The organism is Nocardioides sp. FY1077 (genome assembly GCF_058681775.1).
Window position 1 is genome coordinate 66635 of the sequence record NZ_JBZWDB010000005.1, and the last position, 22294, is coordinate 88928.

At 75.7% G+C, this 22294-nt stretch carries 18 protein-coding genes; 14 read left to right on the forward strand and 4 right to left on the reverse strand.

Going from position 1 to position 22294, the window contains the following annotated elements; translation table 11 throughout:
• The first annotated feature begins 125 nt into the window (after positions 1-125).
• The 4 genes from AC4OR8_RS17400 to AC4OR8_RS17415 are packed head-to-tail and all read left to right on the forward strand — an operon-like array spanning position 126 to position 5176.
• Positions 126-1040: a hypothetical protein gene (locus tag AC4OR8_RS17400; RefSeq protein ID WP_492166866.1), complete on the forward strand. Its 915-nt coding sequence runs from the start codon at positions 126-128 to the stop codon at positions 1038-1040.
• A 35-nt stretch (positions 1041-1075) separates the two neighbouring features.
• A complete protein-coding gene (locus AC4OR8_RS17405; RefSeq protein WP_492166867.1) occupies positions 1076-1450 on the forward strand; it encodes an MGMT family protein in 375 nt (124 codons plus the stop codon).
• A gap of 27 nt (positions 1451-1477) precedes the next feature.
• Entirely contained in the window at positions 1478-2146 is a 669-nt protein-coding gene (locus tag AC4OR8_RS17410; protein ID WP_492166868.1) for a lysophospholipid acyltransferase family protein, read from the forward strand.
• Between the two features lie 60 nt (positions 2147-2206).
• Positions 2207-5176: a M14 family zinc carboxypeptidase gene (locus AC4OR8_RS17415; RefSeq protein ID WP_492166869.1), complete on the forward strand. Its 2970-nt coding sequence runs from the start codon at positions 2207-2209 to the stop codon at positions 5174-5176.
• Positions 5177-5266: 90 nt separating this feature from the next.
• On the opposite strand, the gene AC4OR8_RS17420 is transcribed toward AC4OR8_RS17415, so the two are convergent.
• Complete coding sequence (locus tag AC4OR8_RS17420) at positions 5267-6973, reverse strand: alkaline phosphatase D family protein (protein WP_492166870.1); 1707 nt, start codon at positions 6971-6973, stop codon at positions 5267-5269.
• Positions 6974-7109: 136 nt separating this feature from the next.
• Between AC4OR8_RS17420 and AC4OR8_RS17425 the strand changes: the two genes are divergently transcribed.
• The gene (locus AC4OR8_RS17425) at positions 7110-10508 is read left to right on the forward strand and encodes an ATP-dependent helicase (RefSeq protein WP_492166871.1); all 3399 of its coding nucleotides are present in this window, start codon (positions 7110-7112) and stop codon (positions 10506-10508) included.
• A complete protein-coding gene (locus tag AC4OR8_RS17430) occupies positions 10505-13831 on the forward strand; it encodes an ATP-dependent helicase (protein ID WP_492166872.1) in 3327 nt (1108 codons plus the stop codon). Before AC4OR8_RS17425 ends, AC4OR8_RS17430 begins: the two co-directional genes overlap by 4 nt.
• Before the next feature lie 28 nt (positions 13832-13859).
• Here AC4OR8_RS17430 and AC4OR8_RS17435 read toward each other — a convergent pair whose 3' ends face one another.
• Positions 13860-14921 carry an FAD-dependent oxidoreductase gene (locus tag AC4OR8_RS17435; RefSeq protein WP_492166873.1) on the reverse strand — a complete coding sequence of 354 codons (1062 nt, stop codon included), beginning with the start codon at positions 14919-14921 and terminating at the stop codon, positions 13860-13862.
• A gap of 212 nt (positions 14922-15133) precedes the next feature.
• On the opposite strand from AC4OR8_RS17435, the gene nudC reads away from it, so the two are divergent.
• Entirely contained in the window at positions 15134-16042 is a 909-nt protein-coding gene (gene nudC / locus AC4OR8_RS17440) for an NAD(+) diphosphatase (protein WP_492166874.1), read from the forward strand.
• A gap of 27 nt (positions 16043-16069) precedes the next feature.
• Here nudC and AC4OR8_RS17445 read toward each other — a convergent pair whose 3' ends face one another.
• Positions 16070-16315 (reverse strand): mycoredoxin, encoded by a 246-nt coding sequence (locus AC4OR8_RS17445; RefSeq protein ID WP_492166875.1) that lies wholly within the window; start codon positions 16313-16315, stop codon positions 16070-16072.
• A 98-nt stretch (positions 16316-16413) separates the two neighbouring features.
• Here AC4OR8_RS17445 and AC4OR8_RS17450 point away from each other — a divergent pair, with 98 nt between their 5' ends.
• The 6 genes from AC4OR8_RS17450 to AC4OR8_RS17475 all read left to right on the forward strand — a co-directional run bounded on the left by AC4OR8_RS17450 (position 16414) and on the right by AC4OR8_RS17475 (position 20025).
• The gene (locus AC4OR8_RS17450; RefSeq protein ID WP_492166876.1) at positions 16414-18453 is read left to right on the forward strand and encodes an ATP-dependent DNA helicase UvrD2; all 2040 of its coding nucleotides are present in this window, start codon (positions 16414-16416) and stop codon (positions 18451-18453) included.
• Positions 18454-18634: 181 nt separating this feature from the next.
• Positions 18635-18862 (forward strand): hypothetical protein, encoded by a 228-nt coding sequence (locus AC4OR8_RS17455; RefSeq protein ID WP_492166877.1) that lies wholly within the window; start codon positions 18635-18637, stop codon positions 18860-18862.
• A 124-nt stretch (positions 18863-18986) separates the two neighbouring features.
• On the forward strand, positions 18987-19307 hold the full coding sequence (locus AC4OR8_RS17460; protein WP_492166878.1) for a WhiB family transcriptional regulator: 321 nt from the start codon (positions 18987-18989) through the stop codon (positions 19305-19307).
• Positions 19308-19382: 75 nt separating this feature from the next.
• Positions 19383-19532 (forward strand): hypothetical protein, encoded by a 150-nt coding sequence (locus AC4OR8_RS17465; protein WP_492166879.1) that lies wholly within the window; start codon positions 19383-19385, stop codon positions 19530-19532.
• Positions 19471-19755, forward strand: coding sequence for a putative WhiB-interacting protein (locus tag AC4OR8_RS17470; protein ID WP_492166880.1), 285 nt, complete (start codon positions 19471-19473; stop codon positions 19753-19755). Before AC4OR8_RS17465 ends, AC4OR8_RS17470 begins: the two co-directional genes overlap by 62 nt.
• A 108-nt stretch (positions 19756-19863) precedes the next feature.
• Positions 19864-20025, forward strand: coding sequence for a hypothetical protein (locus tag AC4OR8_RS17475; RefSeq protein WP_492166881.1), 162 nt, complete (start codon positions 19864-19866; stop codon positions 20023-20025).
• 24 nt (positions 20026-20049) lie between these two features.
• On the opposite strand, the gene AC4OR8_RS17480 is transcribed toward AC4OR8_RS17475, so the two are convergent.
• Positions 20050-21018 carry a TOMM precursor leader peptide-binding protein gene (locus AC4OR8_RS17480; protein ID WP_492166882.1) on the reverse strand — a complete coding sequence of 323 codons (969 nt, stop codon included), beginning with the start codon at positions 21016-21018 and terminating at the stop codon, positions 20050-20052.
• 380 nt (positions 21019-21398) lie between these two features.
• On the opposite strand from AC4OR8_RS17480, the gene AC4OR8_RS17485 reads away from it, so the two are divergent.
• Positions 21399-22238 carry an enoyl-CoA hydratase/isomerase family protein gene (locus AC4OR8_RS17485; RefSeq protein ID WP_492166883.1) on the forward strand — a complete coding sequence of 280 codons (840 nt, stop codon included), beginning with the start codon at positions 21399-21401 and terminating at the stop codon, positions 22236-22238.
• Positions 22239-22294 lie beyond the last annotated feature (56 nt).

Sequence of the window (22294 nt, forward strand, 5' to 3'; positions counted from 1 at the left end):
CGGCCCCGCCGGCCACCGTCGGCCACCGCCGGCCACCGCCGGCCACCGCCGGCCACCACGAGCCGCACGTCGGCCACCGACGACCCCGTCCCGTAGCGGACGGGGTCGTCGCTCGTTGGAGGGGCATGCGCACCCTCCGTCGGCACCCGTCCCCGCCCGCCCCGCTGGTCCTCGGCGCCCTGGTGGCGCTGGTGGTGGCCCTGGCCTGGAGCCTGGTGGCGCCGCTCGCCCCGGCCCGTGCCGACGCCGCCGAGCGGGCCGGCGACCGCGCGCGCGTCGACTCCTGGGCGCCCGCGGCGCGCGCCGACATCCACCCGGGGGTGCAGATGTTCACCCAGGGCGCGCAGTGCACCGCCAACTTCGTCTTCACCGACCGTCGCGGTGGCGTCTACCTCGGCTACGCCGCCCACTGCGCGGGCCTCGGCGAGGCCACCGACACCAACGGCTGCGACACGACGTCGGTGCCGCTCGGCACCCGCGTGCGGTTCGCCACCGGCGCCACCCTGGTCGACGGCGGCACCACCGTGGGCGCCGGCCGGCTCGTCTACTCCTCCTGGCGCACGATGGCGCGCCTCGGCACCACCGGTGCCAACCCGTGCGCCTACAACGACTTCGCCCTGGTGAAGGTCAACGGCGCCAGCGTCTCCGACGTCAACCCGTCGGTGCCGTTCTTCGGCGGTCCCGTCGCGCTGGCCGCGGGCGCACCCGAGGCCGGGACCACCGTCTACACCTACGGCCAGTCGAGCCTGCGCCCGTCCACGGTGCTCTCGCCCAAGGTCGGCTCCGCGCTGGGCCGCACCAGCCCGTGGAGCAGCGACGCGCTCACCGCCACCCCCGGCATCCCCGGCGACTCCGGCAGCGGCGTCCTCGACGACCAGGGCCGCGCGTACGGCACGCTCTCCACGATCGCCCTGGCCCCCCTCGCCGGCACCAACGGCCTCGGCGACCTGCGCCGCGAGCTGGCCTTCGCCCAGCAGCACTCCGGCATCGCCGGGCTGCGGCTGACCCCCGGCACCGAGGACTTCACCGGCGGGCTCTGAGCGCCACCGGCACGCCGCGCGGCAGACTGCCGGGCGTGCGCCACCCGGAGGACTACGTCGAGGCCGTGCTCAGCTGCATCGAGGCCGTGCCGCCCGGGCGCGCGACGACGTACGGCGCGGTCGCGGAGGCCGTGGGTCGCTTCGGCCCCCGCCGGGTCGGCAACGTGATGGCCGAGCACGGCGGGCCGGTGCCGTGGTGGCGGGTGGTGCGCGCCGACGGGACGCTGCCGCCGAGCCACGAGGCCGGTGCCCTCGAGCACTACCGCGTCGAGGGCACGCCGCTGCGCACCTCGCCCGGGGGCCGGCGGCGCGTCGACCTCGCCGTCGCGCTCTGGACGCCGGCTCCGACGCCGGTGCCGACCGACGACCCGACCGGCGACCCGACCGGGGACGGACACCGGATCGGCTGACCGGCCGGTAACCGCGACACTGGTGCCGTGCTCTACCGCGTGCTCCACTCCGTCGTGCCGCCGCTGGCGCGCGCGGTCTGGCGACCCACCGTCGAGGGGCTGCACCACGTGCCCCGCACGGGCCCGGTCATCCTGGCCAGCAACCACCTCAGCTTCATCGACTCCGTGGTGATCCCGGTGGTGGCGCCGCGCAAGGTGGTGTTCCTGGCCAAGTCCGACTACTTCACCGGCGCGGGCGCGCGGGGTGCGGCGCAGCGGGCGTGGTTCGAGGGCCTGGGCATGCTGCCGGTCGACCGCGACGACCCTCGCGCGGCGCTGGCCAGCCTCGACGTCGCCCTGGAGGTGCTGGGCCGCGGCGAGGCGTTCGGCCTCTACCCAGAGGGCACCCGCTCGCGCGACGGACGCCTGCACCGCGGGCGCACGGGCGTCGCCCACCTCGCGCTGACCGCCGGGGCGCCGGTCGTGCCGGTGGGGCTCGTCGGCACCGAGCAGATCCAGCCGGTGGGCAGCAGCCGTCCCCGCCTCGCCCACGTCACGGTGCGCTTCGGGGCGCCGGTGGTCGCCGGGGACCGGTGGGCCGGCGTGGCCCTGGGCCGGGCCCGTCGCGAGCTCACCGACGAGGTGATGGACGCGATCGCGGCGCTGTCGGGCCAGGAGCAGTCGGGCTCCTACAACGAGCGGCCCGCCGCGACCTGAGGGCCGTCGTTCCGCCCAGCGGTCGCGAGGTCCCACATCGTGGGACGGTCGGTAACGGACGTGTTTCCCTGCGGCCTTCCGGGCCGTCTCCTCGCGGGCCTGACCAGCCTCGCCGTCGCCGCGACCACCGTCGCCGCGCTCGCCCCCACCGCCACGGCGGTGCCCGTGCCGTCCGCCGACCCGCTCGGGCGCGGCGCGACCCCCGACCAGAACGCCGCGCGGTCGAGCACCGCGCAGGCCGCACGCGTCGCGGCGAAGGTCGCGTCGTTCGGCGACGCCATCGACATGCCGGCGTCGTACCCGGCCCAGCCGGTGCTGGACGAGCCCGCCCCGACCACGCCCGACGCCACCGACGCCAACGACACGATCTCCTACTCCGACCTCGCCCCGCGGCTCAACCAGCTGATGGCCGAGAGCAACCGCATCTCCACCCAGCTGGTGGGCAAGAGCACCGAGGGGCGCGACCTCTACCTGGTCACCCTGACCGCGCCCGAGGACCAGGCCGAGACCGCCCGGCAGACCGCGTGGCGCGAGAAGATCCGCACCCGGCCCGGGGCGGCCGCGAAGGACCAGGCGCTGCAGGCGGGCTACAAGACCCCGATCTGGTTCAGCTCCAACATCCACGGCAACGAGTGGGAGGGCACCGACGCCGCGATGCAGGTCATCGAGGACCTCGTGGCGGCCCCCGACGCCGAGGTCGGCGAGATGCTCGCCGGGCACCGGCTGTACTTCTCCCTCAGCCTGAACCCCGACGGCCGCACCGCCGCCACCCGTGCCACCGCGCTCAGCCTCGACCCCAACCGCGACATGATCACCAGCTCCACGCCGGAGTCCGTCTCGTTCGTGCGCACCGCCCAGGCGCTGCAGCCGCTCTACGCCGCCGACTTCCACGGCTACACCGGCGTGCTGCAGGTGGAGCCCTGCGGCCCGCCCCACGGTGAGAACTACGAGTACGACCTGTTCATCCCGCACGGCTACGCCGCCGCGCGCCAGGTCGAGGACGACGTGGTGGCCGCCGACATCCCGGGCAACACCTACTACGACCCGGCGACCGACGACGACACCACCGAGAAGACCGGGTTCATCAAGATCCCGTACCGCGACACCCCCGACGGCTGGGACGACTACCCGCCCATCTTCACCGCGCAGTACGCCGCGTTCCACGGTGCCGTCACCAGTACCGTCGAGCTGCCGAAGGGCCGCACCCTGACCACCGGGCCGTCGGGACGCACGGTGACCTCGCCCGCGGACGCCGTGATCAACACCGCGGTGGCCAAGCAGACGATGGTGTCGATGGTCGACTACGTGGTCGGCAACAGCGACGACATGCTGGCCAACCAGATCGAGATGTTCCGCCGCGGCGTGGCCGGGGAGCCCAAGGACGCGCTGACCGAGGCCGACGTCGCCGCCGTCGAGGGCCCCGACGAGTGGAAGCCGCTGTGGGACGTCGCTGACGACCAGGACCCGGTCGACCTGCCGCGGGCCTACGTCATCCCGGTGGGCGAGGGCCAGCGCTCCGCCAGCGACGCCAGCCGCGTCGTGCGCCAGCTGCTGTTCAACGGCATCGAGGTGGAGACCCTCGACCGGGCGACCACGATCGGCGGCACCCGCTACCCCCGCGGCTCCTACGTCGTCGACATGCACCAGCCGCTGCGCGGCCTCGCCAACAGCCTGCTCGACCTCGGCTCCGACATCTCCGACAAGGTGCCGTCGATGTACGACATCTCGGCCTGGAGCTACTCCTACCTGTGGGGCGCCACCGTCGACAAGGTGGGCTCCACCACCGACGCCCCGCTCGGGAGCAGCACCTCGGTCTCCGCGCCGACCCCGAACGCCGCCGTGCCGCCGGTGGGCCGCACCATGGCCTTCGACGTGGCCGGCGTTGCCGACTGGCAGGCGCTCAACGCGCTGCTCGAGGACGGCGTCACCGTCTCCCTGCTCGAGGACGGCTCCGCCGTCGTCGGGCCGAGGTCGCGCGGCAAGGTCCGCACGGTCGCCTCGGCCTTCGACATCGAGGTCACCGAGGCCACCGGCGCGCAGCTCGGCGCGCTCGACGACGAGGCGACCAAGGGCGTCGACGACCTCACCGTCGCCTACTCCGGCACCCAGGACGACAAGCTGTCGCTCACCGAGCTCGGCTTCGACGACCTGGTGCCGGTCACCGCCGCGGCGATCACCGCCGACCCCACCCTGCTCGACGACGCCGACGTGCTGTGGGTCGGCGGCACCCTGGCGTTCACCGACGCCCAGAGCCTCGGCCAGGCGGCGATGACCGCGTTCGTGCAGCGCGGCGGCTCCGTCGTGGGTCGTGGCACCGCCGCCTTCAACGCCGCCCGCTCGGCCGGTCTCGTGCAGGCCACCGCCGTCGCCGGCAACGGCTCCGGCAACGGCATCGTCGCCGTGGACACCCCCGAGGGGTCGGTGCTCGCGCCCTACGCCCAGGACGCGGCGTTCATCTACCCCGCCCTGTCCTTCACCGGCCTCGGCGAGGGCACCACGGCCGAGCAGACCTACGCCGAGGGCGACCCGCTGCTGGCCGGCCACTGGCGCGGCACCACGGCCACCAACGGCCCGGAGACCGCGGGCGGCGAGGCGTCGGTCATCTCGGGGGAGTCGGCCACCGGGGCGAAGGCCCTGGTCTTCGGCACCTCGGTGTTCTTCCGCACCCACCCCAAGGGCGGGATGAGCCAGGCGGCCCGTGGCCTGTTCTGGGCAGCGCCCGAGGGTGACGGCGTCGCGGCGCCGAAGCCCACGTCCACCACCCGCCTGCGGCTCGCGGAGGCCGGCCCCGGCCGGGCCACCGCCACCGTCACGGTGCGGGCCAGCCGCGGCGACGCCGTCGGCACGGTCGTGCTGCGCGAGCGCGGCGAGGGCGTCGTGCGCACCCTGCGGCTGCGCGCCGAGGACGACGGCCGCAAGGTCGTCACGCTGCGCCTGGGCGCCGGCACCCACCGCGTGGTCGCCCGGCTGCAGGGCTCGCCCGAGCTGGCCGGCAGCACCTCGGCGCCGGAGAGGATCACCCTGCGCTGATCCCCGCACCACCTGCACCACCTGCACGACGACAGCAGCCGGCAGCCCGCGAGGGCTGCCGGCTCCTGTCCGTGCGTGGTGGTGCCCGCGTCAGGCGGGCTGCAGACCGGGACGCCCGGCCTCCACGACGAACGACTGCCGCGTGGACACCGGTGCGCCGGGACGGCGCACGTAGGGCAGCACCTTGAAGTCCGCCCGCATGCTGTCGGGCTCCAGCGTGGTCATCACGTAGCCCCGCTGGCTGTTGGCGAAGCGGATGTGGGGGTTCTCCCGCAGCTGGGTGTCGGTGGCCGCCGTGCGGTCGGAGCCGTCGGCGCCGCTGGTGATCGAGCTGCACACCAGCTCCACGGCCCGCACCGGCGAGGTCGGGTCGTCGAAGTCGGCCAGCACGTCGTTGGCGTAGTGGCGGTGCACGTCGCCGGTGAGCACGACGGGGTTGGCCACCGTGGCGAAGCCGTCGACGAGGCGCTGGCGCGCCGGCGCGTAGCCGTCCCAGCCGTCCATCGACAGCGACCGCGTCGGGCCGGCGGCGAAGTCGCGCCGGGCGAAGAACACCTGCTGGCCGACGACGTCCCACGTGGCCGACGACGACGCGAGGCCGTCGAGCAGCCACCGCTCCTGCTCGTCGCCGCAGATCGTGCGCGCGGGGTCGAGCGCCTCCTGGCAGTCGACCGCGGTGCCGTCGCCACAGGCCTGGTCGTCGCGGTACTGGCGGGTGTCGAGCATGTGGAACGTCGCCAGGTCGCCCCACTGCACGCGGCGGAACAGCTGCAGGTCGATGCCGCGCGGCACCGACGTCCGCCGCAGCGGCATGTTCTCGTAGTAGGCCTGGAAGGCCGCGGCCCGGCGGGCCAGGAAGTCGACCTGCGGGACCTGCGGCACCTCGGGGGTCTCGTCGGCCCAGTTGTTCTCCACCTCGTGGTCGTCCCACACCACCACCCAGGGCGCCACGGCGTGCGCGGCCTGGAGATCGGCGTCGGTCTTGTACTGCGCGTGGCGCTGGCGGTAGCCCGCGAGGGTCACGGTCTCGGGGCCCTCGTGGTCGCGCACGTTCGCCACCCCGCCGACGGTGTAGTCGCCCTTCTCGTACTCGTAGACGTAGTCGCCCAGGTGGAGCACCAGCTCCGGCTGCTCCTCGGCGAGGCGGCGGTAGGCGGTGAAGAAGCCGTGCTCGAACTGCGAGCACGACGCGAAGGCCATCCGCAGCGACGCCGGGGAGGAGTCGAAGGACGGCGCGGTGCGGGTGCGGCCGACGGGGGAGCGCCAGCGCTCCGCGGCGAAGCGGTAGAAGTAGGGCCGCGCCGGTGCGAGCCCGCCGACCTCCACGTGCACGCTGTGGGCGGAGGCGGCCGTGGCCCGGGTGGTCCCGCGACGCACGACGCGGCGGAAGCGCTCGTCGGTGGCGACCTCCCAGCGCACGGCCACGTCGCGCCCGGGCATGCCCCCGAGGCCGTCCTCGGCCAGCGGCTGCGGCGCGAGCCGGGTCCAGATCACCACGCCGTCGGGCAGCGGGTCGCCCGAGGCGACGCCGAGGGTGAAGGGGTCGGCGCGCAGCGGGCGCGCCGGCGCCGCCGCGGCGCCGGCGACCCACGAGCGGGGCCCGACACCACCGGCCACGAGGCCGACGCCGAGCGTGGTGCCGAGGCCGGCGCCGACCAGGGTGCGCCGGCCCAGGGCGGGACGAGCGGGCGGGACGGCGGCGGGGGCGGGCCGGGTCGGCCCGGTCAGCCGGGTGGGCGGGACGGGCTGGACGGGCGGGACGGGCTGGACGGGCTGGACGGGGGGCGTGCCGGACATGAGGGTCTCCCGAGAGGTGGAGCGGATGTCGTCGCGGCCACGCTGTCGAGACCCGGCGCACCGCCCGTGGACCGGTGGTGTCCGGGTGTGGACGGCCGGGCGAACGGCTGTCGGCGGCGGGTGCTGTGATGGGCGCATGCCGAGCCCGTCCAGCGCCGCCACCGCCGCGGCCCCGACGTACCGCCTGGTGCGCGAGCGGCCCGACGTGGCCGTGCCCCGCCTCGACGCCGACCAGCAGCGCGTCGTCGACCACCCCGGCGGCCCGCTGCTGGTGCTCGCCGGCCCCGGCACCGGCAAGACCACGACCCTGGTCGAGGCGATCGTGCGCCGCGTCCACGACGGTGCCCGGCCCGAGGAGGTGCTGGCGCTGACCTTCTCCCGCAAGGCCGCCGAGCAGCTGCGCGACCGGGTCACCGCGCGACTGGGGCGCACCACCTCCAGCGCGATGAGCTCCACCTTCCACTCCTTCGCCTACGCCCTGGTGCGCCAGTACGCGCCGGCCGACCTCTACGAGGCCCCGCTGCGGCTGCTCAGCGCCCCGGAGCAGGACGTCGTGCTGCGCGAGCTGCTGGTGTCCTCGCCGGAGGCGGTGACCTGGCCCGAGGGGCTGCAGCGCGCGCTCGACACCCGCGGCTTCGCCAAGGAGGTGCACGCCGTGCTGTCGCGGGCCCGGGAGAAGGGCCTCGACGGTGCGGCGCTCGCCGCGATGGGCGCCGCGCACGGTGCCCCCGAGCTGAGCGCGGCCGGGCTGTTCCTCGACCAGTACCTCACCAACCTCGACGCCCAGGGCGCCACCGACTACGCCGACCTGATCCGGCGAGCCACGCTCGAGGCGCAGGTGCACCGTGACGAGCTGCGCCGCCGCTTCAGCCACGTGTTCGTCGACGAGTACCAGGACACCGACCCCGGCCAGGTGGCGCTGCTGCAGGCGCTGGCCGGCGACGGTCGCGACCTCACCGTGGTCGGCGACCCCCACCAGTCGATCTACGCGTTCCGCGGCGCCGAGGTGCGCGGCATCCTCGACTTCCCGGCGCAGTTCCCCCGCGCCGACGGCGCGCCCGCCGAGGTCGTCGCGCTGCGCACCACCCGTCGGTTCGGGCCACGGCTGCTGGTCGCCTCCCAGCGGGTCGCCGGCCGCCTGGGGCTGCCCGGGAGCATCGACGACCGCGCCCGCGAGGCCTTCCTGCGCCCCGTCGCCGAGCCCGGCGACCTCGGGCCCGGCCGCGTCGTCGTGCGCACCTTCGACACCGACCGGGCCGAGGCCGAGCACCTCGCCGACCTGCTGCGGCGCGCCCACCTCGAGGACGGCGTGGCGTGGGACGAGATGGCGGTGCTGGTCCGCTCGGGACGCACCACCCTCCCGCCCCTGCGCCGGGCCCTGGCCGCGGCCGGCGTACCGGTCGAGGTCGCCAGCGACGAGCTGCCGCTGGTGCGCGACCCCGCGGTGCTGCCCCTGCTCGACGCGCTGCGCGCGGTGGTCGACCTGCCCGCCGACGACGCCGCCGCAGACCCGGCCGACGAGCTCTCCGACGACCGCTCCGGAGAGCCTGCCGGCGACCCCGCCCACCCCGACGACCTGCGCACCGCCGGCGCGGTCGAGGGTGCGGGCACCGCCGGTGCCGGCGACGACCCCCACGAGCTCGACGCCGCGCGCGTGGAGTCGCTGCTGGTCGGTCCGCTCGGCGGGCTCGACGCCGGCGACGTGCGCCGGCTCGGGCGCCAGCTGCGCCAGCGCGAGAAGGCCCGTGCCCTGGCTGCCGACGACGCCCCGCGACCCTCGCGCGAGCTGGTGCGGCTGGCGCTGGTGCGTCCCCGGTTCCTCGACGGGCTGGAGGGGCCCGAGGTGACCCGGGCGCGAGCGCTGCACACCCTGCTGCTCACCACCCGCGCCGACCTCGAGGCCGGGGCCAGCGCCGAGGAGCTGCTGTGGGCGCTGTGGTCCGGCACGGGCTGGCCGGCCCGGCTGCGGCGCTCGGTCGAGCTCGGCGGGGCGGCCGCGCGCCGCGCCCACCGCGACCTCGACGCGGTGTGCGCGCTCTTCGACGTCGCCGGGCGCGCGGAGGAGCAGCGCGACCACCGCGGCGTCCGGGCGTTCCTGGCCACCCTCGTCGCCCAGCAGATCCCTGGCGACACCCTCGCCGACCGCGGGGCGCGCGGCACCGCCGTACGCCTGCTGACGGCCCACCGCTCCAAGGGCCTGGAGTGGCGCCTGGTGGTGGTCGCCCACGTGCAGCAGGACGGCTGGCCCGACCTGCGTCGCCGCTCCACCCTGCTGCAGGCCGACCGCATCGGCGAGCACGGCCTGGTGCCGCCGGTGTCGACCCGCGAGCAGCTCGCCGAGGAGCGCCGCCTCTTCTACGTCGCCTGCACCCGCGCCCGCCAGCGCCTCGTCGTCACCGCGGTGGCCTCCCCGGAGGACGACGGCGAGCAGCCCTCGCGGTTCCTCGACGAGCTCGGCGTCACCGTCGAGCAGGTCGTGGGCCGCCCCGAGCGGCCGCTGTCGATGGACGGCCTGGTCAGCGAGCTGCGTCGCACCGTCGCCGACCCCGCCACCGGTCCGGCGCTGCGCGACGCGGCGGCCCGGCGGCTGGCCCGGCTGGCGGGGGAGAGCACCGGTCACCGCGCCCTGGTGCCCCACGCCGACCCGTCCACGTGGTGGGGCACCCGCGCGGCCAGCCGCTCCGTCGAGCCGGTGCGCGACCCCGACGCGCCGGTGCCGGTCTCGGCCAGCGTGCTGGAGGCGCTGCTCAGCTGTCCAATGCGGTGGTTCCTGGAGCGGGAGGCCGGCGGGGCCTCGCGCTCCCACCAGGCCGCCAACCTCGGGCAGATGCTGCACGCCCTGGCCCAGCGCGTCGCCGACGGCGAGCTGGCCGCCGGCCCCGACGACGTCGAGCTGCTGATGACCCACGTCGACGCGGTGTGGAGCCGCCTGGAGTTCCGCACCCCGTGGTCGCGCGCGCGTGAGCACGACCGGGTGCGCGTGGCGCTCGGGCGCTTCCTGGCCTGGCACCACGCCGGCACCCGCCGCCTGGTCGCCACCGAGGCCAAGTTCAGCACCGACGTCGACCTCGACGACGGCGAGCGGGTGCGGCTGACCGGCTACGCCGACCGCCTCGAGCTCGACCACGACGGTCGGGTCGTCGTGGTCGACCTGAAGACCGGGCGCACCGCCCCGTCGGGGTCCTCGGTGCAGCAGCACGTCCAGCTCTCGCTCTACCAGTACGCCGTCGACCACGGCGCAGTCGACGCGGCGCTCGCGCAGCGCCCCGAGCTCGGCGTCGAGCAGGGGGTCGCCGGCGGCGCCGAGCTGGTGCAGCTCGGCGTCCTCGACGACGCCCCGTCGGCCGTCGTGCAGCCGCAGGACCGACAGCCCGACGGCAGCCCCGGCCGCCAGGCGCTGCGCACCCACCTGCAGCAGGCCGCCGTGATGCTGCGGCGCGAGTCGTTCCCGGCCAGCGCCGGCACACAGTGCCGCGACTGCGACTTCGTCTCGATCTGTCCGATCAAGGGCGCCGGGGCGGTGACCGCGCGATGACCACCACGACCAGCGGCGGCACGCCCGTGACGACCGGCCCGCGCGGCCCGGTCGACCCGGGCGACGCGTCGCGCCGCCCCGTGCTCCGCATCGACACCCCCGAGGACCTGCAGCGGGTGATGCACACCGACTACGCGCCCAGCGCGCAGCAGTGGCGCGCCATCTCCGCCCCGCTGTCGCCGGGGGTGGTGATCGCCGGGGCCGGCTCGGGCAAGACCACGCTGATGGCCGCGCGGGTCGTCTACCTCGTCGTCACCGGCCAGGTGCGCCCCGAGCAGGTGCTGGGCCTGACGTTCACCACGAAGGCGGCCAGCGAGCTGCGCCAGCGCATCCGCGCCGCGCTGCGCACCGCCGGCGTCCTCGACGAGCCGGAGCGCCGCGGTGAGGGGGCGAGCGGCACCGCCGGCGGGGCCGACGAGCCCGACGAGGTGCTCGAGCCCACCGTGCTCACCTACAACGCCTACGCCGCCGACCTGCTGACCGAGCACGGCCTGCGCATCGGCCACGAGCCCGACACCCGGGTCGTCACCGATGCCGCCCGCTACCAGCTCGGCGCCCGGGTGGTCGACCGGTTCACCGGCGACATCCAGCAGCTCACCGACCACCCGCCCACCGCGATCCAGAACCTGCTGGCCCTCGACAGCGCCATGAGCGAGCACCTCGTCGGGCCGGCCGACGTGCGCCGGGTCGACGGCGAGGCGCGCCGGGGGTTCGTCGCCGCGCTCGCCGCCGAGCGGGCCGGCAAGGACCGCACCACCTACCGCGTGCCGGTGGAGAAGGCGATCTCGGCCGTCGACCGGCGCGCCGAGCTGCTCGACCTGGTCGCCGGCTACCGGCGGCTCAAGGCCGAGCTGGGCCTGATGGACTTCTCCGACCAGATCGAGCTCGGCGCCCGGCTCGCTGTGGAGCAGCCCGACGTGGGCGCCTCCGAGCGCGGCAAGTACCGCGTGGTCCTGCTCGACGAGTACCAGGACACCTCGGTGGCCCAGGCCGTGATGCTGTCGCGGCTCTTCTCCGGCCCCGACGCCGCCGGCGGCCGCGGTCACGCCGTCACCGCGGTCGGCGACCCCAACCAGGCCATCTACGGCTGGCGCGGGGCGTCGGTGTCGAACATCCTCAACTTCCCCGACACGTTCCCCGCCCTCGACGGTGACGTGCCGGTGCTCCCGCTGACGGTCAACCGCCGCTCCGACGCCCGCATCCTCGAGGTGGCCAACCGGTTGGCCGCCCCCCTCTACGAGCGCTACGACCAGGTCGACCCGCTCGAGGCCAAGCCGGGCGCCGTCCCCGGTGCGGTGACCACCGCCGTGCTGGCCACCCACGCCGACGAGCTGGCGCGGCTGGTCGAGCAGGTGCTCGCCACCCGCGGCGGCGACCTCGACACCACCTGGTCCGACATCGGCGTGCTGACCCGCGACAACGCCCACGCGGCGGAGGTGTTCGACGCGCTGTCGGCCGCGGGGGTCCCGGTCGAGATCGTCGGGCTGTCGGGGCTGCTGCGCCTGCCCGAGGTGGCCGAGGTCGTCGCCGTGCTCCACCTGCTGCACGACGTCACCGCCAACGCCGCGATGCTCACCCTGCTCACCGGGCCCCGGTGGGCGGTGGGGCCACGCGACCTGCGCCTCCTCGGACGGCGAGCCGAGCAGGTCAGCGGGCGGGCGGGGCGCGCCGACGAGCCGGGGTCGGTCACCGACCACCTCCTCGACATCGCCGACGGCATCGACCCCGCGGAGGTCGCCTGCCTCGACGACGCCCTGGTCGACCTCGGTGACCTGCCGTACTCCGCCGAGGCCCGCGAGCGCTTCGGCCTGCTGGCCGGCGAGCTGCGGGGGCTGCGCTCCCACGTCGGCGAGCCGCTGCTCGACGTCGTGCGCCGCATCATCGACGTGACCGGCGCCGACGTCGAGCTCGCCTCCGCCGTGAGCCCGGCCGCCGCCGCGCGCCGCGACAACCTCGACCTGTTCGTCAAGGCCGTCGCCGACTTCCAGGCCGTCGACGGCGACGTCAGCCTGCCGGCGCTGCTGGCCTACCTCACCGCCGAGGACGACCAGGGCAACGGCCTCGACGTGGCCACCCCCACCCTCGCCGACTCCGTCAAGCTCCTCACCGTGCACCGCTCGAAGGGCCTGGAGTGGCACGCCGTCTTCCTCGTCGGCACGTGCGAGACCCGCTTCCCCTCCAACCGGTCGCGCACGCTCTGGACGTCGTCGCCCTCGGTGCTGCCCGCGCCGCTGCGTGGCGACGCGCCCGACCTGCCGCAGCTGGCCGGCCACGACAAGGCGGCCCTCGACGCCTACCGCGCCGCGACCCGCGCCCACGACGCGGAGGAGGAGCTGCGGCTCGGCTATGTCGCCTTCACCCGCGCCGCACACCGTCTCGACGTCTCGTCGTACTGCTGGACGGCGCGCACCACCCCGTTCGGGCCCTCGCCCTACCAGCAGGTGGTCCGCGAGCTGGTGGAGTCGTGGGGGGAGGGAGCGACCACGGCGTGGCTCGACAAGCCCGTCAAGGGCGACGCCAACCCCTACGACGCGGTCGACCCGTCGCGGCCCTGGCCCGAGACCGAGGTCGGCACGGAGGCACGGCTGCGCCGCGAGGCAGCCGCCGTGGTCGCCGCCGCCGAGGTGGGAGCGCCCGACCACGGGCTCGACATGATCGAGACCGCACGGGTGGCCGACTGGGACGCCGAGCTCGACCGGCTGCTCGCCGAGGCGCGCCGCGAGCGCACCGGCCGCGTCGACGTCCCGCTGCCGCCGAGCCTGTCGGCCACCGCGGTGGCCCGGCTTCGCGACGACCCCGACGGGTTCGCCCGCGAGCTGGCCCGGCCCATGCCGAGGCCGCCGTCGCCGGCCGCCCGGTTCGGCACCCGCTTCCACGCCTGGGTGGAGGCGCGCTTCGGCCAGCAGGACCTGTTCGACTACGGCGAGCTGCCGGGCCGTGCCGACGCCGGGATCGACGACGACAGCGACCTCGAGGCGCTGATCGCCACCTTCGAGGCCGGGCCGTTCGCCTCCCGGGTGCCCCACGAGGTGGAGGCACCGTTCGCGCTCGTCGTGCACGGCCAGGTGGTGCGGGGGCGCATCGACGCCGTCTACGCCGAGCCCGACGGGGGGTGGCTGGTCGTCGACTGGAAGACCGGGCGCTCCGGGGGAGCCGACCCGCTCCAGCTCGCGGTCTACCGCCTGGCGTGGGCCGAGCTGCACGACGTGCCGCTCGACCAGGTGCGCGCCGCGTTCTACTACGTGCGCACCGGCGAGGTCGTCGAGCCCGCCGGCCTCCCGGGCCGCGGCGCGATCGAGGGCCTGCTTGACGGCTCGTCCTGAGGGCGGCGGGTCCCGGGGGCCCGGTGGGTCAGGCGGGTCGGGCCGGCAGGTCCGGCAGCGCCCGGTCGAGCCAGGCAGCGACGCCGAGCGCCGCGGTGCGACCGGCCCGGTTGGCGCCGATGGTGCTCGCCGACGGCCCGTAGCCGACCAGCTGCACCCTCGGGTCACGCCGTGCGGTGGTGCCGTCGAGGTCGATGCCGCCCTCGGGCCCGCGCAGGTGCAGCGGGGCGAGGTGGGCGACGTCGGGGCGGAACCCGGTGGCCCACAGGATCGCGTCGACGCGCTCGCGGCGTCCGTCGGCCCAGCGCACCCCGTCCGGCTCGACGGCCGTGAACACGGGCCGGCGCCGGTAGGCGCCCAGCGCCTCGGCGGCCCGCTCCTGGTCGCGCAGCACCAGCCCGGTCACGCTGACCACGCTCGCCGGGGGGAGCCCGCGACGCACCCGCTCCTCGACGAGCGCTACCGCCGCGCGCCCGACGTCCGGGGTGAAGTCGTCGGTGCGCCACACCGGCTCGCGCCGGGTGACCCAGATCGTGTCGGTGACCAGGGCCAGCTCACCGAGCAGCTGCACGGCCGAGGCGCCGCCCCCGACGACGACGGTGCGCAGGCCACGGAACGTCTCGGCGCCGGGGTAGTCGCGGGTGTGCACCTGCAGCCCCCGGAACGTCTCGACGCCGGGGTAGTGCGGCACGAACGGGCGGGCCCAGGTGCCGGTGGCGTTCACCAGCGTCCGGGTGTGCCAGGACCGCCCGGGCGAGCGCACGACGAGCAGGCCGCCGTCGTCCTCCACCCGGTCGACGTGCACGGGGCGCACGACGGGCAGGTCGTGGGCGCGCTCGTAGTCGGCGAAGTAGCGGGGCACCACCTCGTTGGCCCGCCCGGCGTCGCCCCCGGGGGCCGCGGAGCCGGGCAGGGCGGCGACGCCGTGCACGTCGTGCATGGTCAGGGAGTCCCAGCGGTGGCGCCAGGCGCCACCCGCCGCGTCGTCGGCGTCGAGGACGACGTGGCGCACCCCGCGGCGCGCGAGGTGGTACGACGCCGACAGCCCGGCCTGGCCGGCCCCCACGACCACGGTGTCCAGCACGTCCACGTCCACGTGGTCCCAACGCCACCCGGCCCCGTGTCCTTCCCGCGACGGGGTCGCCTGGAACCACCGCACCCTGCGCTGGAGCGGTCCGGAGCAGCACCCGGCGCACGCCCGGAGGTCTCGACGACGCTCGTCGCCGGCGCTCCTCCCTGTTCGACCGCCGGTGGCGCGGCGCCACCCGGGGTGCCCTGGGGGTGCGGGGCTAGGGTGCCCAGGTGCCACAGCCCCACCTCGCGCTGGTCTCCGACGCCCACGACCGCCTGGGGGAGCGGCGCTCCGACGACGAGTGGCTCGCGCAGCGGTGGGCCGACCCGGGCAGCCGGGTCCTCGTCGTCTCTGGCACCAAGGTGCGCCCGCGCTCGGGCGAGGTCGACTGGGTCTCGCCCGCCGACGCGCCCGACGGCGTTCGGGTGCTGCTGGGGTCGCTGGAGGGGCTCACCTGGTTCGCCGTCGTCTCCGGCCCGGAGGCCGCCTCGGCGGAGCCGGGCTGGCTGAGCCTGCGCGAGCTGCTGCCGGCGCTGGTGGCGGGCGGAGGGCACCGCGCGAGCCTGCTGCTGCACGCCCTGGGCCTCGCCGAGTGGATGTGGGCCACCCGCTTCTGCCCGCGCTGCGGGGGCGCGCTGCAGGCCCGCGCCAGTGGCCACGAGCTGCGCTGCACCCGGTGCGGGCGCACCCAGTTCCCCCGCACCGACCCGGCCGTGATCATGCTGATCACCGACGGCGAGCCGGGCGCCGACGACGAGCGCTGCCTGCTCGGCCACCAGGCGACCTGGCCGGCGGGCAGGTTCTCCACCCTGGCCGGCTTCTGCGAGACCGGTGAGTCGCTCGACGACGCCGTGCGCCGCGAGACCGCGGAGGAGACCGCCGTCGTGGTCGGCGAGGTCACCTACTTCGGCAACCAGCCCTGGCCGCTGCCGTCCAGCCTGATGCTGGGCTTCACCGGCCGTGCCGTGGCCACGGAGATCACCGTCGACGAGCACGAGATCTCCGAGGCGCGCTGGTTCACCCGCGCCGAGCTGCGCGACGAGACCACCGCCGGGCGCGTCGTGCTGCCCGGCGGCCTGTCGATCAGCCGCTCGCTGATCGAGGACTGGTACGGCGCGGAGCTGCCCGGCCACTGGTGACCGGCCACTGGTGACCGGTCGTGGGGCTCAGGCCAGGGCGGCGAGCTTGTCCTTGACCTGGGCCAGCGACGGGTTGGTCTGCGCGGTGCCGTCGCTGTAGACGAGCGTCGGGACGGTCTGGTTGCCGTTGTTGGCCTGCTCCACGATCAGCGCGGCGTCGGGCACCTGCTCGATGTCCACGACGTCGTAGGTGATCCCCTCACGGTCGAGCTGGCTCCGCAGCCGGTGGCAGTAGCCGCACCAGGGGGTGGAGTACATCGTGAAGGAGCTCATCAGGGACTGTCGCCTCCGGCATCTAGGGTGGTCGACGGCGCCGGACCTCCGCGCCGTGCTCGTTCCTCAACCCGCCCGACGCAGGAGTTGTTCCCCTCGTGAGCCGCCCCGACAGCCTCCTCGACGCCCTCGACCCCGAGCAGCGCCGGGTCGCGGAGACCCTGCGCGGGCCGGTGCGGGTGCTGGCCGGGGCCGGCACGGGCAAGACGCGGGCGATCACCCACCGCATCGCCCACGGCGTCGCCACCGGCATGTACGCCCCCACCGAGGTCCTCGCGGTCACCTTCACCACCCGCGCGGCCGGTGAGATGCGCCAGCGGCTGCGCCTGCTGGGCGCCGGCGGCGTGCAGGCCCGCACCTTCCACTCCGCGGCGCTGCGCCAGCTGCGCTACTTCTGGCCCCACGTGCACGGCAGCGAGCTGCCGACGCTGACCGAGTCGAAGATCCCGGCGCTGGCCGGCGCGGCGCGGCGCCTGAGGATCAACGCCGACCAGGCGCTCCTGCGCGACCTCGCCTCGGAGGTCGAGTGGGCCAAGGTCAGCAACGTGCACCCCGACGACTACGCCAAGGTCGCCACCGCGCGCGGCCGCTCCGTCACCGGCCACGACCCGGAGACGGTGGGGCGGCTGTTCTCCGGCTACGAGGAGGTCAAGCGCGGCCAGGGCCGGATGGACATGGAGGACGTGCTGCTGCTGGCCGCCGGGCTGCTGGCCGAGGACGAGCGCGTCGCGGCGCAGGTGCGCCGGCAGTACAAGTGGTTCGTCGTCGACGAGTTCCAGGACGTCTCCCCGCTGCAGTCGGCCCTGCTCGACCTGTGGCTGGGCGGGCGCGACGAGATCTGCGTGGTCGGCGACCCCGCGCAGACCATCTACTCCTTCGCCGGGGCCGACGCGCGCTACCTGCGTGAGTTCCCGGCGCGCCACCCCGGCACCACCTCGGTCGAGCTGGTGCGCAACTACCGCTCCACCCCCCAGGTGGTCGAGGCCGCCAACACGCTGCTGGCCGGCTCCGGCAGCGAGGGCGTGAGCCTGCGGGCGCAGCGCCCGGCCGGTGCGGCCGTGGCCTACGGCCCCCACCCCGACGAGGTCGCCGAGGCCGAGTCCACCGCGGCGCGCATCCTCGCGCTGCGCGAGGCCGGCCGCTCGCTGGCCGAGGTGGCGGTGCTGTTCCGCATCAACGCCCAGTCCGAGGCCTACGAGGAGGCGCTGTCGGCGCGGTCGGTCCCGTACGTCGTGCGCGGCGCGGCCCGGTTCTTCGACCGGCCCGAGGTGCGCGAGGCGGTCACCCGGCTTCGGGGCGCCGCCCGGTCGGGCGAGCCGGTGACCGACCCCGACGAGCTGGTCGAGGTGGTGCGGGCCACCCTCGCGGCGATGGGCTGGACCGACCGCCCACCGTCGGCACGGGGGCAGACCCGCGACCGGTGGGAGTCGTGGCAGGCCCTGGTCGACCAGGCCACCGAGCACGCCTCCGCGCCCGGCGCCTCGCTCGGCGGGTTCGTCGACGACCTCGACCGCCGCGCCTCCGAGCAGCACGCCCCCGTGGCCGAGGGGGTCACCCTCGCCACGTTCCACGCCGCGAAGGGCCTGGAGTGGGACCACGTGTTCCTGTGCGGGCTGCAGGACGGCACGCTGCCGATCACCTACGCCGAGACGCCCGAGGCGGTGGAGGAGGAGCGCCGACTGCTCTACGTCGGCATGACCCGCGCCCGCGCGGAGCTCAGCATGTCGTGGTCGTCGGCGCGCAACCCCGGCGGTCGCGCGTCCCGCAAGCCGTCGCGCTTCCTCGACCCGCTGCTGCCGGCCGAGGCGCGCCCGCGCCAGGAGTCGCGCGGCTCGCGCAAGGCCATGATGTGCCGCGAGTGCGGCCGCCCCCTGTCCACTGCGCCGGAGAAGAAGGCCGGGCGCTGCGTCGACTGCCCCGCCTCCTACGACGAGGCCCTCTACGAGCGGCTGCGCGACTGGCGCCGCGAGCGGGCGGGGGAGGAGAGCGTGCCGGCGTTCGTGGTCTTCAGCGACGCCACCCTCCAGCTCATCGCCGAGCTGCGACCCGAGACCCCGGAGGGGCTGCTGCGCATCAGCGGCATCGGGCGCTCCAAGCTCGACAAGTACGGCGCCGACGTCCTGCAGCTGCTCACCTGACGGCCTTCCCGGCAGGGCCTGGGAGCCCCGCCCGAGGGCGCAGGCAGAAAACTGGGGAAATAGTCATAAAATGGTTTGCCCCTTACAGCAGCACGCCGCTAGTTTTCTTCCCACGACATCCGCTCCGCGCACCACGGCCCTGACGAAGCCCGCGCACGACGCACCGAAGGAGGTGGCTCCAGTGAACGACATCTCGATCTCGACCATCGCGACGGCGACCCAGCCGTCCGACTTCGGCATGCCCACGTGGGGCTGCGCCGCCGGTGCCATCGCGTTCACCGCCGACGTGCAGGGGACCACTCTGCCCGCCGCCGGTTTCGCCGTCCGCTCCGTCGATGCCGACGAGAAGCTCGGTCGCACCCACGTCTACACCCCGGGGACCCTCGCCTGGAGCCCACCGACCTGTTGACCTGACAGCTCGGCAGCCTCCAGGCCGCGGATCCCTCACCGGGATCCGCGGCCTTTTGCATGTCCCGCGGAACCGCGAACCACGCACCACCCACCGCGACAGGTCAGGACAAGGAGGTGAACACATGACCATCAGCGACCTGCTCCACCACGAGGGCGCCGAGCCCACCCTCGGGCTGCTGCACGACCGCGCCGTGGACGTCGACGACGCCCTCATGCCGTGCCGCACCAGCAACCCCGAGCTGTGGTTCGCGGAGTCCCCGGTCGACGTCGAGCGCGCCAAGTCGCTCTGCGGGAGCTGTCCCGTGAAGCCGGTGTGCCTCGACGGCGCGCTGCGACGCCGCGAGCCCTGGGGCGTCTGGGGAGGCGAGCTCTTCCTCGCCGGCGTCGTCATCCCGCGCAAGCGGCCGCGTGGCCGTCCCCGCAAGAACGAGCTGGCGGCCTAGCCGGCTCCCGCCCACCCGGGCACGCACCACCCGCACCACCCACCCGGCACCACCCACCACCACCGAAGGACCGACATGTACCTCGCCGAGATCCAGGCCCGCGTCGAGACCGACGTACGCCTCACCGAGGCACGGCAGCGGCGCCGCGCGCGCCAGCTCGACCGTGCCCACCGTCAGGGCCACCGCGCCGAGCAGGCGTTCGCCGCCCGCGTCCGGGCCTTCTGAGCCCCGACACCGAGACACCGAGCACCCCGTGACCACCGACCCGAACCGGAGCACCCTCATGAATCTTCTCCACGAGAACCTGGCCCGCATCCAAATGTCCGAGCGCCTGGGAGAGGCGCACACCGACCGTCAGGGCCGTGAGGCGTCGCGGGCCCGGCGACTGGGCCGCAAGGCCGACGCGGCCGCGCAGCAGGCGCGGCTCGCCCTCGCCCGGGCCCTCTGAGCCGCCGGCCCCGGCACGACCCCGCACGACCCCGTACGACCAGCCCCGGGCCGGGCGCGACACCTGTCGCGCCCGGCCCGGGTGCGTCGAGGCCCTTAGGCTCGCGTCATGACCACCTGCGCGGAGTGCGGACGCCACACCGACGACGCGGCCGAGCTGCTCGGCTGGACCCGGACGACCGAGCGGGGCCGCCACCAGGACGTGTGCCCGGCGTGCACCCGTCGTCACCTGCGGGCCATGGAGGGCAGGCTGGACCGCGAGCACTGGTGAGCGGGCGTGGCCGCTGAGCCGGGCTCACCCCACCTCGGCGCCCGCCCAGGCGCACCCGCACCGTGGGTGCCGCAGCCACGTGCGGACGACCGGGCGTACGGCGTCGTCGACCTCCACCGTCGCCGACCAGGTGCTCGGCTGCTCGTCGTCGAGCCAGGAGACGACGTCGCGCACGGCCCACGCCACCGCGAGGTGCAGCAGGGTGGGGTCGAGGGGAGCGGGTCGACCGGCCGCGAGCGCGGCGTGCTGCTCCACCACCAGGCTGCGCCGGGGGTCGCCGTCGGCGAGCGCGGCGTCGACGCAGCGCAGGCAGGCGGTGACGCCGGGCACCACGAACGGGCCCACCACCACCCGGCCGGGGCGTGCCACCACCAGCAGGTGGGGCCGGCCCTCCGCCACCAGCGGGTCGACCCTCTCGCGGCTCGGCTCGTGGGCGTGCACCTGCAGCACCACGTCGTCGGCCGGGTCGGCCGGGTCGGCCGTCCTGGCTGGATCGGCCCGGGCCGCGCGGCCCCGGGCAGCACCCGCCACCGTGACCCCGTGGGCGGCGAGCAGACCCGCGGCGAGGGTGCGGGTGGCGTCGTCGTCGGTGCGCACCTCGACGCGCGCCCCGCGCCTGCGGGCCACCAGCCCGGCCGCGGCGTCACCGTGGGCCACCACGGCCGCCGCTCCCGCCAGGCGACCGGCCGCGCTCCGGGTGGCGCCCACCGCCGCGGCGAGCCCGTCGGCGTCGCAGACCAGCCCCGCCTGCACCAGCGTCGCGAGCGCCCGCGCCCCGACGGGGGTGGTGGGCGACGGACGGGCCCGGTCGCGCAGGTCGTCCAAGACCCTCCGCACGTCGGCGGTGTCGGGGACGACGGCGCGCCAGGGGTCGTCGACGCCCACCTGCAGGTGGGTCGCGTCGCGCACCACGACGTGCAGCCCCGGCAGCAGGGTGGGCCGCACCGGCAGGTCGGGCAGCGCGATGGGCTGAGCAGGTGGGGCCGCGGTCATGCGGCACTCCTACCCCTCTCGACGGGGGCGGCACCACGTCATCCACAGCGCGGTGCCGCCCGTCGCCCGTCGCGCCATCGCGCCGGGCCGCGGTCTGCGTCATGCGAATGGTGGGTGCGACTCCACGGTTCGTATGACGCTGGTGGCCTGGTCGAGGGGCGGCGTCGGACGTCATACGAGTGGTGGGTGCGACTCCACGGTTCGTATGACGCTGGTGGCCTGGGTCCTGGGGCGGCGTCGGACGTCATACGAGTGGTGGGTGCGACTCCACGGTTCGTACGACGCCGGCCCCCGACCCCGCCCCCACGGCGCGTGCCCCGCCCGGGCGAGCCGCGGGTCGGCCGTCGCGCCGGTGGCCCGGGTCACCTATCTTCGGCCCCATGGCCGACACCACCCCCGCCCAGACCGCTCCCGAGCCCGCTCCCGAGACCGTGCAGCGCCCCCACCTGCGCCTGGAGCGCCCGGCCGAGGGGGTCGCGCTGTTGGTGCTCGACAACCCCGACCAGCGCAACGCGATGTCGGAGGAGATGACGCGGTCGTGGGTGGCGGCGATCGACGAGCTGGCCGCCGACGCAAGCGTGCGCGCCGTCGTGGTCACCGGTGCCGGGACGGCGTTCAGCTCGGGTGGCGACACCAGCTGGATCGCCTCCGAGCCCGACGCCGGCGTCGACCGGCTGCGCACCCGGATGCTCCCTTTCTACCGGGCCTGGCTCTCGCTGCGCCGCCTCGAGGTGCCGACCGTCGCGGCCCTCAACGGGCCTGCGATCGGCGCCGGGCTGTGCCTGGCCCTGGCCTGCGACGTGCGTTGGGCGGCCCGCGGCGCGAGGCTCGGCGTGCCGTTCCTCAAGCTCGGGATGCACCCCGGGATGGCCGGCACCTGGCTGCTGCCCGACGTCGTGGGGCCCGCGGCGGCCCGCGACCTGTTCCTCACCGGCCGGCTGGTCGAGGGCGACGAGGCGCTGCGCCTCGGTCTGGTCTCCCGGGTGGTCGAGCCCGAGGTGCTGCTCGACGAGGCCCTCGAGGCCGCGCGCGGCATCGCCGCGAACGCCCCCATCGCCACCCGGCTGACCACGCTCGCCCTGCGCGAGGGCCACCGCGACCTCGAGCACGGCCTGCAGTGGGAGGCGATGGCGCAGCCGCTGACGCTCGCCACCGACGACCTGCAGGAGGGCATCCGCGCCGCCCGGGAGAAGCGTCCTCCGCAGTTCGTGGGCCGCTGACGGCGTACGCCGCGACGTGGACCCGCGGACGGGGTGAGGCCCCCGGGTGCCGGCGT

Excerpts from the sequence above, each read along its gene's own strand:
- AC4OR8_RS17400 (WP_492166866.1), top strand. The coding sequence starts at position 126 with ATGCGCACCCTCCGTCGGCACCCGTCCCCGCCCGCCCCGCTGGTCCTC.
- AC4OR8_RS17420 (WP_492166870.1), bottom strand. The coding sequence starts at position 6,973 with ATGTCCGGCACGCCCCCCGTCCAGCCCGTCCAGCCCGTCCCGCCCGTC.
- AC4OR8_RS17425 (WP_492166871.1), top strand. The coding sequence starts at position 7,110 with ATGCCGAGCCCGTCCAGCGCCGCCACCGCCGCGGCCCCGACGTACCGC.
- AC4OR8_RS17430 (WP_492166872.1), top strand. The coding sequence starts at position 10,505 with ATGACCACCACGACCAGCGGCGGCACGCCCGTGACGACCGGCCCGCGC.
- AC4OR8_RS17445 (WP_492166875.1), bottom strand. The coding sequence starts at position 16,315 with ATGAGCTCCTTCACGATGTACTCCACCCCCTGGTGCGGCTACTGCCAC.
- AC4OR8_RS17460 (WP_492166878.1), top strand. The coding sequence starts at position 18,987 with ATGACCATCAGCGACCTGCTCCACCACGAGGGCGCCGAGCCCACCCTC.
- AC4OR8_RS17465 (WP_492166879.1), top strand. The coding sequence starts at position 19,383 with ATGTACCTCGCCGAGATCCAGGCCCGCGTCGAGACCGACGTACGCCTC.
- AC4OR8_RS17475 (WP_492166881.1), top strand. The coding sequence starts at position 19,864 with ATGACCACCTGCGCGGAGTGCGGACGCCACACCGACGACGCGGCCGAG.
- AC4OR8_RS17480 (WP_492166882.1), bottom strand. The coding sequence starts at position 21,018 with ATGACCGCGGCCCCACCTGCTCAGCCCATCGCGCTGCCCGACCTGCCG.
- AC4OR8_RS17485 (WP_492166883.1), top strand. The coding sequence starts at position 21,399 with ATGGCCGACACCACCCCCGCCCAGACCGCTCCCGAGCCCGCTCCCGAG.